Annotated in this window: 18 protein-coding genes; 12 read left to right on the top strand and 6 right to left on the bottom strand. The window is 28.4% G+C overall.

Annotated elements, in window-relative coordinates:
* Window positions 1-2: 2 nt before the first annotated feature.
* Genes LXN10_RS02095 through LXN10_RS02085 form a run of 3 tightly spaced genes read left to right on the top strand, consistent with a single transcriptional unit; the run spans window position 3 to window position 4,181 of the window.
* On the top strand, window positions 3-1,496 hold the full coding sequence (locus tag LXN10_RS02095; protein WP_375724306.1) for an efflux transporter outer membrane subunit: 1,494 nt from the start codon (window positions 3-5) through the stop codon (window positions 1,494-1,496).
* Window positions 1,483-2,616: an HlyD family efflux transporter periplasmic adaptor subunit gene (locus tag LXN10_RS02090; protein WP_375724305.1), complete on the top strand. Its 1,134-nt coding sequence runs from the start codon at window positions 1,483-1,485 to the stop codon at window positions 2,614-2,616. The genes LXN10_RS02095 and LXN10_RS02090 overlap by 14 nt, the downstream gene beginning before the upstream one ends.
* A gap of 14 nt (window positions 2,617-2,630) precedes the next feature.
* The gene (locus LXN10_RS02085; RefSeq protein WP_375724304.1) at window positions 2,631-4,181 is read left to right on the top strand and encodes a DHA2 family efflux MFS transporter permease subunit; all 1,551 of its coding nucleotides are present in this window, start codon (window positions 2,631-2,633) and stop codon (window positions 4,179-4,181) included.
* A gap of 23 nt (window positions 4,182-4,204) precedes the next feature.
* On the opposite strand, the gene LXN10_RS02080 is transcribed toward LXN10_RS02085, so the two are convergent.
* Together LXN10_RS02080 and upp are read right to left on the bottom strand one after the other, a co-directional pair.
* Window positions 4,205-5,065 carry a DUF808 domain-containing protein gene (locus LXN10_RS02080; RefSeq protein ID WP_375724303.1) on the bottom strand — a complete coding sequence of 287 codons (861 nt, stop codon included), beginning with the start codon at window positions 5,063-5,065 and terminating at the stop codon, window positions 4,205-4,207.
* Window positions 5,066-5,107: 42 nt separating this feature from the next.
* Window positions 5,108-5,731 (bottom strand): uracil phosphoribosyltransferase, encoded by a 624-nt coding sequence (gene upp, locus LXN10_RS02075; protein ID WP_375724302.1) that lies wholly within the window; start codon window positions 5,729-5,731, stop codon window positions 5,108-5,110.
* Window positions 5,732-5,862: 131 nt separating this feature from the next.
* On the opposite strand from upp, the gene LXN10_RS02070 reads away from it, so the two are divergent.
* The 5 genes from LXN10_RS02070 to LXN10_RS02050 all read left to right on the top strand — a co-directional run bounded on the left by LXN10_RS02070 (window position 5,863) and on the right by LXN10_RS02050 (window position 10,265).
* Window positions 5,863-7,113, top strand: a complete 1,251-nt coding sequence (locus LXN10_RS02070; RefSeq protein WP_375724301.1) for a uracil-xanthine permease family protein — start codon at window positions 5,863-5,865, stop codon at window positions 7,111-7,113.
* Between the two features lie 89 nt (window positions 7,114-7,202).
* Window positions 7,203-7,655 (top strand): hypothetical protein, encoded by a 453-nt coding sequence (locus LXN10_RS02065; RefSeq protein WP_375724300.1) that lies wholly within the window; start codon window positions 7,203-7,205, stop codon window positions 7,653-7,655.
* A gap of 367 nt (window positions 7,656-8,022) precedes the next feature.
* Window positions 8,023-9,006 carry an IS110 family transposase gene (locus LXN10_RS02060; RefSeq protein ID WP_375723002.1) on the top strand — a complete coding sequence of 328 codons (984 nt, stop codon included), beginning with the start codon at window positions 8,023-8,025 and terminating at the stop codon, window positions 9,004-9,006.
* 404 nt (window positions 9,007-9,410) lie between these two features.
* A complete protein-coding gene (locus LXN10_RS02055) occupies window positions 9,411-9,746 on the top strand; it encodes a hypothetical protein (protein ID WP_375724299.1) in 336 nt (111 codons plus the stop codon).
* 57 nt (window positions 9,747-9,803) lie between these two features.
* Window positions 9,804-10,265, top strand: a complete 462-nt coding sequence (locus LXN10_RS02050) for a DUF2780 domain-containing protein (RefSeq protein WP_375724298.1) — start codon at window positions 9,804-9,806, stop codon at window positions 10,263-10,265.
* An 8-nt stretch (window positions 10,266-10,273) separates the two neighbouring features.
* Here the strand turns inward: LXN10_RS02050 and LXN10_RS02045 are convergent, their stop codons facing one another.
* The 4 genes from LXN10_RS02045 to LXN10_RS02030 all read right to left on the bottom strand — a co-directional run bounded on the left by LXN10_RS02045 (window position 10,274) and on the right by LXN10_RS02030 (window position 13,292).
* A complete protein-coding gene (locus LXN10_RS02045; RefSeq protein WP_375724297.1) occupies window positions 10,274-11,239 on the bottom strand; it encodes an HD-GYP domain-containing protein in 966 nt (321 codons plus the stop codon).
* Window positions 11,240-11,410: 171 nt separating this feature from the next.
* Entirely contained in the window at window positions 11,411-11,818 is a 408-nt protein-coding gene (locus LXN10_RS02040; protein ID WP_375724296.1) for an NUDIX domain-containing protein, read from the bottom strand.
* A 111-nt stretch (window positions 11,819-11,929) separates the two neighbouring features.
* The gene (locus LXN10_RS02035; RefSeq protein WP_375724295.1) at window positions 11,930-12,661 is read right to left on the bottom strand and encodes an IclR family transcriptional regulator; all 732 of its coding nucleotides are present in this window, start codon (window positions 12,659-12,661) and stop codon (window positions 11,930-11,932) included.
* 67 nt (window positions 12,662-12,728) lie between these two features.
* Window positions 12,729-13,292, bottom strand: a complete 564-nt coding sequence (locus LXN10_RS02030; RefSeq protein WP_375724294.1) for a DJ-1/PfpI family protein — start codon at window positions 13,290-13,292, stop codon at window positions 12,729-12,731.
* Between the two features lie 183 nt (window positions 13,293-13,475).
* Between LXN10_RS02030 and LXN10_RS02025 the strand changes: the two genes are divergently transcribed.
* Genes LXN10_RS02025 through LXN10_RS02010 form a run of 4 tightly spaced genes read left to right on the top strand, consistent with a single transcriptional unit; the run spans window position 13,476 to window position 18,262 of the window.
* The gene (locus LXN10_RS02025; RefSeq protein WP_375724293.1) at window positions 13,476-15,371 is read left to right on the top strand and encodes a TonB-dependent receptor plug domain-containing protein; all 1,896 of its coding nucleotides are present in this window, start codon (window positions 13,476-13,478) and stop codon (window positions 15,369-15,371) included.
* Window positions 15,371-15,838 (top strand): hypothetical protein, encoded by a 468-nt coding sequence (locus LXN10_RS02020; RefSeq protein WP_375724292.1) that lies wholly within the window; start codon window positions 15,371-15,373, stop codon window positions 15,836-15,838. Before LXN10_RS02025 ends, LXN10_RS02020 begins: the two co-directional genes overlap by 1 nt.
* On the top strand, window positions 15,828-17,747 hold the full coding sequence (locus LXN10_RS02015) for an EAL domain-containing protein (RefSeq protein ID WP_375724291.1): 1,920 nt from the start codon (window positions 15,828-15,830) through the stop codon (window positions 17,745-17,747). The genes LXN10_RS02020 and LXN10_RS02015 overlap by 11 nt, the downstream gene beginning before the upstream one ends.
* Window positions 17,744-18,262, top strand: a complete 519-nt coding sequence (locus tag LXN10_RS02010) for a 3'-5' exonuclease (protein WP_375724290.1) — start codon at window positions 17,744-17,746, stop codon at window positions 18,260-18,262. The genes LXN10_RS02015 and LXN10_RS02010 overlap by 4 nt, the downstream gene beginning before the upstream one ends.
* The last annotated feature ends 8 nt before the right edge of the window (window positions 18,263-18,270 follow it).

Here is an 18,270-nt window from a genome sequence, read left to right as displayed (position 1 = left end):
AAATGAAGAATATAAATACTAATTTATTATCAAAATATTTTAAAACAATATCGGCAATAACTACACTTAGTATATTGATAAATGGGTGTGCAATAATTCCTACTGAAAAAGAGTTAGTCAAACCAAATACAATATCAAATTATAAATCAAAAGACTCTTTTGATAGTAAAATTAAAACACAGTGGCCAAAAGAGTCATGGTGGAAAATCTATGGTGATAAACAACTTGATGAACTGATAAGTGAAGCACTTAAAGATTCACCAAATATGGCTTCTGCAATGGCAAGGCTAAATCAAGCAGATGCTTATACTCAAGTTACAAAATCATCAAATCTACCACAAATAAGTGCAAATGCACAAGCAACAGAAGAAAAACATAGTTATAACTATATTACTCCTCCAAGTGCTACTCCTAAAGGTTGGAATGACTATGGACAAGCTACTTTGAATTTTTCTTGGGAGTTAGACTTTTGGGGTAAAAATCGTGCAACTATAGCTGCTAGTATCTCAAATGTAGAAGCTATGAAAGCAGAACTTGCACAAACAAGGTTGACTCTTTCTAGTGCAATAGCAAGCAACTATGCTGAATTGGCAAGATTGTTTGCCAATATGGATGAATTAAAAGAGTATTTAGAAGTTCAAAATAAATTATTAGTATTGTTAAACCAAAGATATGAAAATGGACTTGAAAACAAATCAGCTGTAGATGATGCAAAAAGTTTATTGGCAAATGCTCAAGGAAATGTTTTATCATTATATGAGCAAATTTCTTTACAAAGAAATAAGATAGCAGCACTAATGGGAGCAGGTCCCAATAGAGGTCTTAAAATAACTCGTCCAACAATTAATTTTTATCAAAACAAATTTGGATTACCTAATGACTTAGCTGTTAATTTATTGGGAAGAAGACCAGATATCATAGCTGCAAAAATGCAAGTAGAATCAAAAGAATATTTAATACAAGAGAAAAAAGCAGAGTTTTATCCTAATATAAATCTTTCAGCATTTATTGGATTACAGTCTTTAGGTTTAAATTTACTCCATGAAAAAGATTCTTATATGGGTTCAGTTGGTCCTGCTATTTCATTGCCTATTTTCACAGCAGGGAGATTAAAAGGTGATTTGCGTACAAATATAAGTATATATGAACAAGCAGTTGCAAATTATAATCAAACTATAACTCAAGCTTTAAAAGAAGTTGCAGATGCAGGAACTAGTCAAAAATCATTGACAAAACAGATTTTAAAATCTCAAGAAGCACTTGATTCTTCAAAAGAAGCTTATGAAATAAAAACAAAGCGTTATGAGGGTGGGCTTAGTAATTATTTAGAAGTCTTATACTCACAAGAAAATCTTATAAATGCAAAAAGAAATTTTATAAATCAAAAAAGTAGAGCGCTTACTTTAGATATAGCACTTAAGTATGCACTTGGAGGTGGATATACTCAACAATCGCCTATGAATGAAAAAGGAAATAATAATAATGGAAGAAAATAAAAAAATCACTGAAAAAGTAAAGAAGAATCAAAGTAAAAGAAAAAAAGTACTTTCGATTTTTTTTGTATTGATTATCTTAGTAGGGGCAGTTTTTGGTCTGTATTGGTATTTTTATGCTTCACACTATATTTCAACTGATAATGCATATACAGATGTAGAAATTGCACAAGTTACTCCCTCTGTGGGAGGTACAATTAGTGATGTACTTGTTACAAATACACAAGTTGTAAAAAAAGGTGATATTTTAGTAAAAATAGATCAAACTGACACTTCTTTAGCTGTAGAAGAAGCAAAAGCGAATTTAAGTTTAGCAATTCGTCGTGTAAAAGGGTATATGGCAAATAATAATGGACTAAATGCTTTAATAGAAGCAAGAAAAGCAGATGAAATGAAAATGAATGCAAAACTAAGTTCTGCAAAAGCTGACTTTGAAAAAGCACAAATAGATTTAAAAAGAAGAGAAGATTTAATCTCATCTGGTGCAATTTCAGCAGATGAATTAACAAAAGCAAAAAATGCTTATGAAAATGCAAAATCAAACTTAGATTCAACCCTAGCAGAAGTTAAACAATCAAAATCAAATATTGTTTCAGCAATTGGTTCAAGAAATCAAAATGCAACAAGAATTGATAATGTAAGTGTAGAAAACAACCCAGAAGTTCTTTTAGCAAAAGCTAGATTAGACCAAGCGATTGTAAACCTTAATCGAACAATTATAAAAGCACCAATATCTGGAATAATTGCAAAAAGACAAGTAGAACTTGGACAAAGAGTTCAAGCAGGAACTCCTTTATTATCAATTGTTCCTACACATAATATATATGTAAATGCAAATTTTAAAGAGGGTAAATTAGGAAGAGTTAAAGTTGGACAAGATGTTATTGTTCATGCAGATATTTATGGAGATGATGTTACCTATCATGGTGAAGTAGAAGGTTTTTCTGGTGGAACAGGGGCTGCTTTTTCTTTAATCCCTGCACAAAATGCTACGGGAAATTGGATTAAAGTTGTTCAAAGAGTACCAGTTCGTATAAAACTACTTCCTGAAGAGTTAGAAGCTCATCCTTTAAAAGTAGGTCTTTCAATGGATGTAGAAATAAATACTTTTAATCAAAAATAAAATGAGAGTCTATTATGCAAAATGAAAAAGCTTCTTCTGAAGAAGTTATAGGAGAATTTAAATTATCCCCTACAATGTTTTGGGTTGCTGCACTTATGCTTACAACTGCAAATTTTATTGCAGTTTTAAATATGACTATTGCAAATGTATCAGTTCCTCATATTGCTGGAAATCTAGGAGCAACAGCTTCTCAAGGTACTTGGGTAATCACAGCTTATGCAATTGGTGAAGCAATAACAGTGCCACTTACAGGTTGGTTTGCTCTTAGGTTTGGTGCTGTAAAAGTATTTGTGGTTGCTATGATTATGTTTGGTCTTTTTTCTATAGTTTGTGGTCTTTCTGATTCTTTAGGTCTACTTGTTATTGCACGAATATTTCAAGGATTTTCCGGTGGACCTTTGATGCCACTTTCTCAAACACTACTTTTACGACTTTTTCCAAAAGAAAAAGCGGGAGTTGCTATTGGAATGTGGTCTATGACAACACTTGTGGCTCCTGTTTTAGGTCCTATTGTAGGAGGTTATGTTTGTGATGAATATAGCTGGCCTTGGGTATTTTTCTTAAATTCACCTATTGTTATTATTTGTGGTTTTTTTGCTTGGCAATTATTAAAAGATTATGTTGAACCTTTAGTTAAAAAACCTATTGATGTGACTGGATTGTTTTTATTAATTATTTGGGTTGTATGTTTACAATTAGTATTAGATGAAGGTAAAGATCTTGATTGGTTTAGTTCAACTAAAATAGTAATATTAGCAATTATCTCTTTTATAAGTTTTGTTAGTTTTATAATTTGGGAATTTTATGATGAACATCCTGTTGTTGATTTAAAAGTTTTTAGACATAGGGGCTTTACCATTAGTGTACTAACTGTAAGTTTGGCATTTGGTGCATATTTTGGTGCCAATGTTTTAACTCCTCTTTGGCTTCAAACTTTGATGGGATATACAGGAACGCAAGCTGGTCTTGCAGCTTGTTGGACAGGAATTGCTGGGCTAACAGTCGCTCCATTTGTGGCAAAAGCTGCAACTACTACAGATGCTAGAAAATTGGTTTTTGTAGGTGTTTTATGGCTTGGTCTTATGACTTTCTGGAGAGGAATTGCAAATACTGATATGGCATTTATTGATGTTATGTTGCCCCTATTGTTTATGGGATTTGGACTACCTTTCTTTTTTATTCCTGCAATGGGTTTATCCCTTTCAAGTGTTGAAAAAAATGAGGTGGATTCTGCAGCTGGATTATTGAACTTTGTTCGTACACTTTCAGGAGCTTTTGCCACATCATTTGTAGCAACTGCCTGGAGTAATAAAACAATTGAAAATCATGCTAATTTGGTAGCCATTACAGATAGTGATAATAGTATAAGAATGGCAATGGAGAATACAGGAATGAGTACGGATTTGATTAATCAGACAATAAATATGATGATAAATAAACAAAGTGTAATGTTGGCAACCAATCAAGTTATGATTACTCTTTCAGTGGTATTTGTTTTAGCAGCTCTTATGATTTGGGGAGCTCCCAAACCAGTGAAAATACCAAAAACAACTGGCGGTCACTAGATATAGAAAAGAGCTAAATGTATTTAATTTTTAGCTCTTTTAAAAACTTTTTTTAATATGTTGATAATAACTAAAAGTAAAAAACCTACAATAAAACCTACTATTAGCTGATTTAAAATAAGAGGAATATTTTCAAAAAAAAGCTCTTCTATTGGATGAATATTATGTGAAAGAATTCCTCCTCCCACTAAAATCATGGCAAAAGTTCCAACAACTGCTAAAAACTTAATTATCTTTGGCATAAGTTCAATCAAAAAATTTCCAAATTTTAATCTGTTTTTTTTAATCAACCAAAATCCAATATTATCCATTCTAATAATAAGTGCTACTACCCCATATACTCCAAAAGTAGCAGATATTGCGACAATGGTTGTAACAAAAATCTGTAAGGGTAAGGTTTCATTTAATACAGTACCTAAAGAGATAATGACAATCTCAATAGAAAGAATAAAATCTGTTAATATTGCTGATTTTATTTTGTCTTGTTCTATTTTTAAGATATTATCGCTTGTTGAATTTATAATCTCTTTTTCGTGGTGACTATGTAGTTTATTGTGAAAATACTCTTCTATTTTTTCAGCACCTTCATAAAGAAGGTATAATCCACCAAAAATTAGAATATAAGGGATAAGAAAGGCTGCAAAAGCACTTAATATAAATGCTAGAGGTAGGATTATGGCTTTATTTCTTAGTGAACCTTTTATAATCGCCCAAATTACTTTTAGCTCTCGCTCTTGACTAAAGCCCATTGCTTTTTGGGCATTTACTGCCAAGTCATCACCTAAAATTGCAGCAGTTTTTTGAGTGGCAATTTTAGTTGTAACTGCTACATCATCAGCCAAAACAGCAATATCATCTAAAAGAGCGAATATACCTGAAGCCATTATTAGCCTTTATTTAAAATTATTTATCATATATTATAAACTTTATTCATGAGTATAAAATGCTCTATCTCCTGCATCACCAAGACCTGGTCTTATGTATTTATTATCATCAAGTCTTTCATCTATTTGAGCTATGAAGATATCCACATCAGGATGAGCTTCTTGAACAGCTTTTATACCTTCTGGGGCTCCTAAAATATTTAAAGAGATGATTCTTTTGGCACCTTTACTTTTTAAATAAGAAATTCCATCTATAAGTGAGCCACCAGTTGCTACCATTGGATCTAATAAAAGAACAGTTTTATCTTCAATATCTGGGATATTCTCATAAAAAAGTTTTGATAAAGCAGTCTCTTCATCTCTTTTCATAGCTAAAAATCCACTTCTTGCATATGGTAAAGTTCTTAAAATACCTGTAAGCATAGGTTCACCAGCTCTTAAAATTGGTACTAATACTAATTTTTGTACTTCTATCATCTGAACATCTAAAGGGCCTTGCCATGTATTTATATTTTGTGTAATTGTATTAAAATCAGATAAGGCTTCAGCAGCAATTATTCTTGAAATCTCTTCGATTGTAAGTCTAAATTCATTTGATGCTGTTCTTACATCTCTTAATCTATTTATTAGATGTTTTACTAGTATATTAGTACTTTCTTTATACATATTTTGTCCTATTTTATTTTATTATTTGGGCCAGATTATATCGCAAAATTGCTTATATACTAAACAGTGGTTTACATAATATTAACCATTATTTGGTTACCATAACAAAATTATTTAAATAAAGAGGATAAATGAAACCCACAGATTATAATTTTAGAATCAAGGATTCTATTCTTGGTATTCAGTTTTTGTTTGTTGCTTTTGGTGCACTTGTACTTGTGCCAATTTTGACAGGACTAGATCCAAATGTTGCACTTTTTACTGCTGGTCTTGGTACTTTAGTATTTCAACTTGTAAATAGAAAAACAGTTCCACCTATCTTTTTAGCTTCATCTTTTGCTTTTATTGCTCCTATTTCTTATGGGGTAAAAACTTGGGGAATAGCTGCAACTATGTCAGGACTTGTTGCTTCTGGACTATTTTATGTTGTGCTTAGTTTTATTATTAGACTAAAAGGTGATAATTTTATTCATAAACTTTTACCGGCTGTTGTTGTAGGACCTGTTATTATCTCTATTGGACTTATTTTATCACCAGTTGCTGTTAATATGGCTATGGGTAAAACAGGAGATGGAGCGATTGTTTTAATTCCCTTTGAAACAGCCATTATTATCTCTATGATTTCTCTTTTTACTATGGTATTTATATCACTTTTGGGAAAAGGTATTTTCAAACTGATTCCTATCTTAGGTGCTATTTTGGTGGGTTATGTTGTTTCAATATTTTTTGGGGTAGTTGATTTTTCAATTGTAGCAAAAGCTTCTTGGTTTTCTATGCCAAACTTTACAGCACCAGAATTTAACTGGCAAGCTATTATCTTTATTTTACCAATTGCTATTGCTCCTGCTATTGAGCATATTGGTGATATGTTGGCTATTTCAAATGTTACAAAAGTAGATTATCTTAAAAAGCCAGGATTAAAAAATACACTTTTAGGTGATGGTTTAGCAACTTCTGTTGCATCAATGTTTGGTGGTCCACCAAATACTACATACTCAGAAGTTACAGGAGCAGTTACAGTAACAAAAGCATTTAATCCCGCAATTATGACTTGGGCTGCAATTGCTGCTATTGTTTTAGCCTTTGTTGGAAAATTAGGTGGAATACTAGCTACTATTCCAGTTCCAGTTATGGGTGGAGTTATGCTATTACTTTTTGGAATTATTGCAAGCGTTGGTATCTCTACTTTAGTAAGAGCTAATATTGATTTTAACTGTCCTAGAAACTTAGTTATTGTTTCTATGATTTTAGTTTTTGCAATTGGAGGAATGACCTTTAATTTTGGTGGAGTTTCATTTTCAGGAATTGGACTTGGGGCGATTACTGGTATAATTTTAAATATTATATTACCACAGCCTAGGAAAGAAGACCATATTATTTAGATAAAAGGAGCTAAGTCTCCTTTTATCTATCTTTTGAAGAGGTAGATTTCTTTAAGAGAATTAAATCAATAATTATAAATAGGGACTAAATGAATTTTAAAATAACAAATGATGCAATATTAAAAAGAAAATTTAAACCAATTTACCCAATTGCATTTACAACTATCTTACTTTTTCTAATAGTATTCTCTGCTATACAGCAAAAAGAAAAAATAGATTGGTTACAGGTAATTATATTTTCATGTATAATATTAATTGTTGCCGGCTCCTCTATATTTGGAGCATATAAAGATATTAAGGAAATGAGACAATTAACTATTGAAGTTAAAGATGAAGGAGTATATCTTTATGCTCTAGTTGGAATTTCAATACTTCCATTTGAAATGATTAAATCAGTAAATTTAAAATACAAAAATAATGAAATTAAAAAATTTATTGTAAAATCAAATCAAGGTAGAATAGATGATTATTCAGGTTTTGAAAATCTAAATGAATTAAATAGTGAACTAAAAAAACATTTAGATAAAGAGCTATGGAAATAAAGTATAATAAATTGTTGAAAAAAATAGGATTGTATAGTTTTTCATAAACACCTAAAGGTCTTCGCTTCTTCACTTTTTGGTGGCAAAAAGTAAAATAAAAAGCCACCAACAGCTCGTATAATAAAATTAATGGAGATATAGATAATATATTTTCATGGAGTTTGTTAAATGATATATCGAACTACGGCGAAAGAGATTAAAAAATAATCATCTTGATTTGAAGTCAGATAGTCATATTAAAAGTTTGAGTGGCAACAAGAACAGTAATAATCTAGTTCGAATTTACGAGTCCGAAATATGTATGACAAATCAGGTAGGAGAAATCCTACCCTAACGAACTCTTTATTCTAAAATAAAGGTTCCAGATATGTATTCTATCGGATTAGATATTAGTAAGTCAACAATCAATGTGTATGTTCCATATAATGATTTAGATTTGGTTATTGAGAATAATATAAAATCATTAAAAAGTTTGTATTCTAAGTTAAAGAAACAATATAAAAAAGATATCGATAAATTAGTATTTGTTTATGAACCAACAGGGAATTATTCTTCTGTTATAAAAAAGTTTGCAGCAAATAAAAATATTAAATGCTTTATTGTAAATCCTAAACAAAGTTCAAATTTTAGTAAAGCAATAGGACAAAGAAATAAGAATGATGTAAATGATGCCCGAATGTTATCTCAAATGATAGTAACTGCCTCAAAAGAACAAATTAAAGTACCAGTAATAAGACAAGAAATAGAAGAGATAAAAGAGTTAATAACTTACTATCAATTTTTAATTAAACAAAAATCACAAAATAAAAATCATTTGGAATCTTTAATTGCAAAAGATGGTATAAGTAAATTAATACAAAGAATAAAAAAAGAGATAAAGCTTTTAGAACAAAAAGAAAAAGAGATACTGCTTGAAATAAAAAAAGTAATAGCAAAAGATGAAAAACTTCAAGAAGCATTTATTAATATACAAAGTATAAAAAGTGTAGGAGAAGTATCAGCAATAGTATTATTGCATCATTTTATACAATATTCTAATGCAAACCAAAAAGAGATAATATCCCTAGCAGGATTAGATCCAATAGAAAAAACATCTGGAACATCAATAAAAGGTAAAACAAGAATATCAAAAGCTGGTTCAAAACTATGTAGAAGTGTATTATTTATGGCAAGTCTAAATGCAACACAATATAATGAAGAATTAAAAAGGTTTTATAATAGATTAAAAGAGAATGGTAAACATACCACTGTAGCACAAATAGCAGTTATGAGAAAAATAGTAGTAATCGCACATAGTATTTATAAAAATAACGAAAAATATGATGAAGAAAGATATAAAAGATATTTATGAAAATTCTAATATTTTTATTGGTTTTTAAGGTGGCAACTTCAAATCCCATTCGGGTTCCCTCACTTATTATTTTTAATTTCTAGCTTGAGGAACTCATAAAAAAGAGTGAGTTTATCACTCTTTTTTACTCAAACAGTCCTCAGCTTTTTCCGAAATGAAAAATAAACATTCAGCTTTTGCAGATGTTGGAATAAAAGTGAGATAAGGACATTTTCATTTTTGATTGTCTTTTGTTTTAACTTCTACTTACTCTAAATTAGACCAGATTGTTTAAACTTCTAAGATAAAGAAACAACTGAAGAGATTTTTTTCTACATCTGCAGGAGCCGAATGTTTATTTTTGTCACTATATTGATACCATCTTAGTCTAAAATTTTATTAGTTAAAAAAGATGGAGTGATATAATGAAAAAATTTATTGAAGATATTGTATTAGCTAAAAAAACCACTGATTCAAAAGAGTTGAAAAAACTTTCAAAATCTTCTCATTATAAAGTTAGAAGAGCAGTATCTAGAAATCCATATACTTCTCAAAAAACTTTAAAAAAACTACAAAATGACCCTATCTTAAATGTTGCATATATGGCAAATAAATTTGCAGAAAAAAAAATCTTATTTAAAGATTCTCCCTCTTTAACTTATCCTTGTGTTATTTGCGAAGAAGATGAATCAGAGTTTCATATTATATGTGCTCCTTGTAATAAAACTAATTCCCCTAAAAGTACAAAACTATTCTCTTAAAAAAGATAAATAAATAATTTCCTTATGGTATAATTTCTCAAAAAATAAGGAAAAATAGTGAAAAAAGTCTTATTATCAACAGTGTTTTTTGTAATGACACTTTCTCATGCGGGAATGTTTGATCAAGTTACAAATATGGTTTCTAGTGAACTTTCAAAAACAACAAGTGAAAATGACCTAATAAGTTCTATTACAAAAAATATGAATATAACTCCAACTCAAGCTACAAGTGGAACAGCAACAATTTTACAGTATGCAAAAAACCAAATTTCTGATACGGATTATACGGGTTTGTTAAAAGATGTTCCAGCTTTAGGTAATCTAAATACTTCTTCATTGACAGATGGTTTATTGAAAAAAATTAGTTCAGCTGAGTCTGTACAAACTGCATTTAAAACTTTGGGGATGGATTCTAGTATGATTAGCCAGTTTGTGCCATTAATTATAGAGTATGCAAAAAAAGTAGGTGGTGTTGATTCTTCTACTCTTTTAACAAGTGCCTTAAAAGGCTTGTTATAATTTAACTATTATTTGTTTTGTTGTATTTTGCTCATTTCTTCTTTAAATATTCCAATGAAGTGATTTACAACATTACTATCCAAATGACTTGACATGTCTTTTTTCATCATAACAAGTGTATTAAAGGTCCCCATTGAATTTTTATAACTTTTATTAGTAGTCAGGGCATCAAATACATCACACACAGCAATTATTTTTGCAAAAACACTCATATGTTCAGCTTTTTGTTTATCTGGATATCCTGTACCATCAACTCTTTCATGATGATTTCTAATACCTGAAAGTATGTCTTTATTTGTAACACCTAATTGTCTTGCCAATGCCCATCCATACATTGGATGCTTTTTAACTTCATTAAACTCATGTTCAGTTAGTGCACCTTCTTTATTTATGATTTTATCACTAATTTGAGTTTTCCCTAAATCATGAAGTAGGGCAGATGTTCCTAAGTTTTCTAAATCTCTTTTATTCAATCCCATATGTTTACCAAGACATAAGGAATAAACACTCACATTTAGAGAATGAGTATGTGTATAATAATCACTTGCAAGTATTGTTATAAATGAACTTACTGAGAAACTATCTTGTAAAATTGTACTTACCATATCATTTACTATAGTTTCTACTTCTTTAACATTTTTTATTGTCTGTGGATTCTCAAATATTTTATTTACAGTAGTTCCAACTTCTGCATAGAAGTTTTTCATATTTTTTGGGATTAGTTTTTTACTCATAAAACTTTTATAATAACTTTCATAAAATTTTTTTTCATTTTCATGAACATACAAATATTTGTAGTCAGAAAGGTTTTCAATATCATGAGCAATTAGTTTTCTACTTTTTGTAGAAACTAGAGAAACATTTTCTTCTTTTGTATTTTTTCCATATATATCAAAGAAAAATTCAACACCTTCATTTATTATTTCTTTATTAATAAGATAATATTTTTCTCTATTTGTTGTGTATTCATTCATGCCCATTTTAAACTCACTTAGTAATTATGGTATTAATTCATCTATAGTAGTCTAAAAAAAATAAAACTAATATTAAAAAATAATTTTATTATGTATTATTATATAATCTACTTAGTTATCAAATTGTTAATTATAATTTAATTATCCAATTTTTATTTTGACATTCATCTATTATTTCTTTAAAAAATCACTAATGATTTTTTTATGGTCAAAGACCAATTTATCAAGTGGTATTTTGTCTTTTTCATATATAAATACTTCTTTTGCATCATCTTGAGCTATAGGTTCTCCATATGCTTTACAAATAAAAGCTAGTGATACCGTATGAAATCTTTCATCTCTTTTTGGGTCTGAGTAAACTCCAAGGAGTGATTCAATTATAACATCAAGTGAGGTTTCTTCTTTCATCTCACGAACTACTGCATTTTCAACTGTTTCGCCAATATCAACAAACCCACCAGGAATAGCCATCCCTAGTGGTCTGTTTAGTCTTTCAATTAAAACTATTCCTCTAAAATTTTCTTTTTCATCATACAGTTTTATGATGCCATCAACTGTCAAATAGGGTGTCTTTATCATTGTTTTCTTTCTATAATATTTTTTCTAGTATATCAAAAGTTGGATAAACTATTAATAGGTGAAATAAAATTCTCATGAAGACTGCTAAGTCTTCAAGAGAGTTTATTAGTTTCATAAAACAATAGAATACCTACTAACAATATCCAAAATCATCTTCCCATATTCATGGGACTTATCCAAAGTCAATCTATCCTTGGTACCAGAAATACCAACAGAAGCAATCAAAATATTCTCATGATTAAATAAAGGAACACCCACACATCTCATACCATCTTGATACTCTTTATCATCAATAGAATAACCATTTTCTCTAACTTCTTTTAAAGTATCTTCTAGACTCTTTAAACTTGTAATAGTATTGTGAGTATATGAGTTTAATTTTACTTTTTCCAAATCAAAGTTTCCAAAAGCTAAAATTGATTTACCTAAAGCATTTGTATGCAAAGGAGCTTGTAGTCCTATTTTATTTCTTGTTTTAATTATCCTATCTGAGTTATCAAATTGATTTAAATATAAAACCTTGTAATTATCAAAAATACCCAAATATGCACATTCATTTGTATTTGAATATATCTCTTCTAAAAGGGAGTTTGTTTTCTTTACTATAAGTTCTATTCTTGTTTTTGAGTTTGTTGGTTTTGTTATATCTGTAGCGATGATTTCATTTGATTTTTCTAAGTGTGTGATAAAACCTTCTTCTTGAAGAGTTTTAAGAAGCCTTGACATAGTACTTTTTTCGATATTTAGTTTTTTGCATAGCTGTTTTGCTAAAATAGGTTTATCATAGTTTATGATTTCTTTATAAACTTGTAAACCTTTTGTAAAAGATTTGTTAGTTGACATAATAAAACTCTTTTTGTTTATTATATCAAATAACAGAACTTTTTTAGTAGTTCTGTTATTTTAAAATTTAAGCTAGAAGTTCATTGAATTTTGCAAGCCATTTAGGATGAGCTGGCCATGCAGCAGCTGTTACTAAGTTTCCTTCAACAATAGCATCTTCAAAGCCAATATCAGCCCATGTTCCTCCATTTGTAGTAAGGTCTGGTGCACAAGCTGGATAACAAGAGCAAGTTCTATCTTTGACTATCCCAGCAGCAACTAATACTTGAATACCATGACAAACAGAAGCAATTGGTTTATTTTTTGAATTGAAGTTTTGAACTATTTCTAAAACCCTAGGATACAATCTGATGTATTCAGGAGCTCTTCCTCCTGGGATTAGAAGTGCATCATAACTATTTTCATCTATCTCATCAAAAGAGGCATTTAATGTAAATTTATGACCTGGTTTTTCAGTATAAGTTTGATCACCTTCAAAATCATGAATTGCAGTTTTTATTTGATCACCTGCTTTTTTATCTGGACAAATAACATCAACAGTGTGTCCTACCATCAAAAGAGCTTGGAATGGTACCATTAACTCATAATCTTCAACAAAATCCCCAGCAATAATCAATATTTTTTTTGACATAATATTTCTCCTTTTTGTTATTGATAAATCATATAGCATAAAGTTTTAATATAGAATTTAAAATGAAACTAATTATTTCTAGTTTCATATTATGCAACATTCTTTGTTTTAAATAAACAATTAAATTTATTTTAGCTAAAATTTGGCTTTAAATGAGCATATGAGTACAAAACTAGGGATTAGATGAAAATATTATTATTACTTTTTTTATTTCTTTCAACACTATTTTCAAGTACCTTAGAGTCTTTACTTGACCAATATGAAAAAACCGCTGAAAATTCACTGCAAACCGTAGATGAAAAAATGGGACATATTCGTATTTATTCACAAAAAGAAATGAAACTTATGCAATATCATAAGTTAAGCGATATTTTAAAAGAACTTCCTCTTTTTACACTAAATAGAAATAGATATGGAGTGGCTAATCCATCCTTAGCTGGTAGTAAAACAAATGTTAGTGGATTTTTTAGATTTTTTATTAATGACCATGAAATAAGTTCAGCTCAAACAAAATCACCATTTATAACTTGGGGTGATTTACCATTAGATTTTATTGACCATGTTGAAATATATTATGGACAAAGCTCTTTTTCACTTGGAAATGATAGTGGTATATATTTTATTAGACTTTATACAAAAGACCCTGAAAAAGAAAATGCTGCTGAAGTAACTTCAAGAATTTCCAATAATCATACTAATTCAAATGGATTTACCTATTCATCTCAAGTAGGTACTGATTGGTCATATTTAATATATTTAAATAATACAAAAATAAGAGATAAAGCTGATTATGAGGGTAGAAAACTTTCAAATGATTCTCATAGAAGATATCTTTATTTAGATATAAAGAATGAAACTACAAGTATCAATGTTGGATATAGTGATTTAACAAAAGATAATTATATGGGATATTCAAAAGATGTAACTCCAAATAGTGGAGAGATATATTCAAAAGACTATTTTTTTGATGTAAGTAAGTATTTTTTAGATGATAAATCAATAAAACTAAATTTTGCATTTGGGAAAAATAATAGAAAATATAATGAAGAAAATGACGAAAAAATTACGCTTATTCCTTATCTTTTTTCTTCAACACAAAATATTACAAAATATGATGAAGATATGGATTTAACAAAGACAAATGCATATTTATCAAAAACATTCGAATATAAAGATAATAATTTTTTAGCTGCATTAAGCATGGAAAATAAAAAGTATAAGATAAATAATAGAACTCTTATTAATTCAAATACTTCTATTGATGTGGGAGCTTTTAATGATTTTAATGAAGAGAGTGTTTATTCACTGTTATTTCAAGATGACTATAAAATTAAAGATGATTTAATAATTATAGGAAATGCAAAATATGATAAATATAAAAGAAAGGGTTTTTTAAAAGATTCTACAAATAGTAATTATAGAATAGGAACTATTTATACACCTTATAAAAATTTTGGTCTAAAAAGTTTTTATACAATAACAACTGTACCCCAAGATTTTTATAGTGTTGATTTTGCTTTGCCTGTAAAAAAAGAGTTAAAAGATCAAAAGTATAGATTTTATACCCTTGAGGGTGTCTTTACTACAGATAACTCAAAGTTTGGAATAACCTATGACCATGTTACTATAAGGGATTTTATATATTTATCATCTGTTGGTTTTGTTAATGTTGATCATAAGATTACAACTGATGGTTGGATATTTGATTATGAGTATAATTTCGAAAATCAAGATAAATTAAAACTTAATTATTATTTAACAAGTTTGAGTGAGATTGCTAATAATTCACAAAGTGGTGGATATATTAAGTACATGGGAGAGTATGAGAAGTTTGAGTATTTTACTTTATTAAACTATAAAAGTGCATATAACTATAAAGATGTTCATGTTGGTAGTGCATATGATGTAAGTATTGGTAGTACTTACAATGTAACTAAAAATTTAAGTCTAAGTTTAAAAGGTGAGAATATTTTCAATAAATCAACACAATCTCTTTTCTATGATGCAAGTACAAAAAAAGACTTTGCACTTAAAGATTATGGTAGAAGTGTTACTATGACATTGAAGTGGGTATTCTAATGAAAACACTAGTACTAATACTTATCCTTATATCATTTTCATTCTCTTCTTCACAATATACTTTTTTAGTGAATAAATATGACAAAGAGATTGATTTAGAGGCAAAAATTATTGCAAAAATAGCAAATAGTTCTTTAAGAGAAAATATTAAGCTTTTTATTCCAAATATTACTAGTGTGGAAAAAAAGGTTTATTCTAAATATTTTATTTTAACTAATACTTGTGAAGAATCTAATTTTGTTTTTGTTAAAAATAATATGGGAAATATTACTAACTGTTCAGCAGAAAATAAATTATTTTTTACTAATAATTATAGAAAGTTACTTTCTGATAAAAAGTTCTTTGGAGCATTTTTCTGGAATAAAAGTAGACCAAATATTGTATTTATAAAAACAAGATTAAAGAAAAGACATATTAAATTACCAAAAAACTATGACCAATTTGTGGAAGATTTTGATGAAAGATAAATTATTTATAAGAAATCCTTTACGAATTATATTTTTAACTGCATTTATCTCTTCTCTTTTACTTTTACTTTTATATGGAATTACCCTATTAGAAAAAAGAGTTGAAAAAAAGATGATTGATATCTCAATTTTTGATGTTATATCTATTGCTAAAAATGATGCTACTTCTATAGGAAAACTTTTAATTAATAGTGAAGATTATGTTAAAGATATAGAAAAAGACCCAGCTCTACAAAAGACAATAGAAAATCACTTAAAGATACTTTTAACAAAGAATATAAAATATGCATATGTCTTATATAGAGATGAAAAAGGTATATTTAGGTTTTTAGTTGATGCTTCAAAGCCTGAAGAAAAAGCTGTTTTAAATCAAAAATTTGATGTGGAAAGTGAAAAGTGGTTTAATTTATATAAGACCAAAGAACCCCAACTAATAATGCATAGGCTTTTACATGAACTATCGATTACTTATCTTGTTCCTATTATGCAAAAAGGGGAAGTAAAACTTGTTTTGGCAATGGATTTCTCAATCAATAAAATAGAAGATATTAATGAGATGATTACTGTAATTAAAAATGTAATTATAGGAATTATTCTTATTACTTTTATTTTTTTAATTATCTTAATTATTCAAACATTTAAATATAGTGTTATGAAAAAAGTAGTTTATATTGATAAACTAACAAATGTTTACAATAGAAACTATTTACAAGAATCTGAAGATTTTATAAATTTAAATGATTATATTTTAGCTACCCTTGATATAGATTTCTTTAAAAGAGTTAATGATACTTATGGGCATGATGTTGGTGATAGAATACTAAAAGATGTTGCAAGAATTATTTTAAAATCTACAAGAAATAAGGATGATATAGTTATTCGGTATGGAGGGGAAGAGTTTGTTATTTTAGCAAAAGCTACAAGAAATGAGCATGCAAATGCTTTAAATGTAATAGAACGAATTTACAAAAATATTCAAAAGAATAAGTTTTATATCAATAATGAAAACTATATTAATATTACTGTTTCTATTGGGGTCAATCTTGTACCTTTTAAATCAAAAACTTTTTCAGAGGCCTTCAAGTTAGCAGATATCGCTTTATATAGTGCAAAAAACAAAGGTAGAAATACGATTGAAATTTATGATGAAAATGAAGATCAAATCGCTAATTGTCTATCTATAAGTGAAATAAATGAGGCAATGGATGAGAATAGGGTAATTTGTTTTTATCAAGGGATTGTTGATACAAATACAAAAGAGATATCACACTATGAAGCACTTTTAAGAATAGTAGATAAAGATGGGACAATAATTACCCCTGATAAGATTTTACCTGCTATTCGTGGTACATTTATTTTAAGAAATATTACAAAATGTGTTTTAGATATTTGTTATAAAAGACTTTTAGAAGATGAAAAGATTAAAATCAATGTTAATCTAAATCCCCAAGATATAATAAACGATTCTATTTTAAGTATTTTAATAACTTATGCAGAAGATAGAAGCGTATCAAACAGGTTGGGTTTAGAGTTAGTTGAAAATGAAGATATTATGACTTGTCTTGATGCAAAAGAAAACCTATCTATGTTAAAAGAGTTGGGATATAAGATTTATATAGATGATTTTGGAAGTGGATATTCAAACTTTATTTATCTTACTGAAATAAAAACTGATTATATAAAAATTGATGGAAATATTATTAAACGAATACTTGAAGATGATGTATCCTTTTTATTGGTAAAAAGTATTGTAGCCTTTGCAAAAGAAGCCAATATAAAAGTAATAGTTGAATATGTTAGTAGCAAAGAGATTTTTGATAAAATAGAGTCTTTAGGAATAGAATACTCTCAAGGTTTTTATTTCTCTATTCCTTCTTCTTTTGAAACAAAAGATTTAGTTGTTAGATGATAATTTTAGACTTTGAAACAAATAGCCATAACGAATATGATGTTATAGAAGCAGCAGCTGTAAAATTAGAGGTAGTAAATGGAGAATATATAGTTCGTGATAAGTTTCACAGATATTATCTCTCTCGTTATCCTGTAAATCCATACTCTTATGAGGTTCATAAACTTACCCCTGAAGCTATATTAAAAATAAGACAAAATTCTTCTTATGCATCTTATTTCAAAGAAGATGAAGAGTTTGTAGAGTTTTGTGGTGGAGCAGAAACACTGGTTGCTCACAATATTAGTTTTGAGCTTCGTCATTTAAGACAAATTGTAAATTTTAAAAATCATATTTGTACAATGAAAGAGAATAAGCATATTGTAAAAGCTTTAAATAAAAATGCCAAAATTAAAAATCCAACTTTAGATGAAGTGTGTTTTTATTATGGTATTGAGTTTGATGAAAGTAAACATCACAGTGCTACTTATGATGTTAGTAAAACTTTTGAGATATTAAAAAGAATGAAAATTTAAATTAGTAA

The organism is Arcobacter iocasae, assembly GCF_042214795.1.
GTDB lineage: Bacteria > Campylobacterota > Campylobacteria > Campylobacterales > Arcobacteraceae > Arcobacter > Arcobacter iocasae.
The sequence above is the reverse complement of the archived record's forward strand: the minus strand, read 5'-3'. Positions and strand labels throughout refer to the sequence as shown.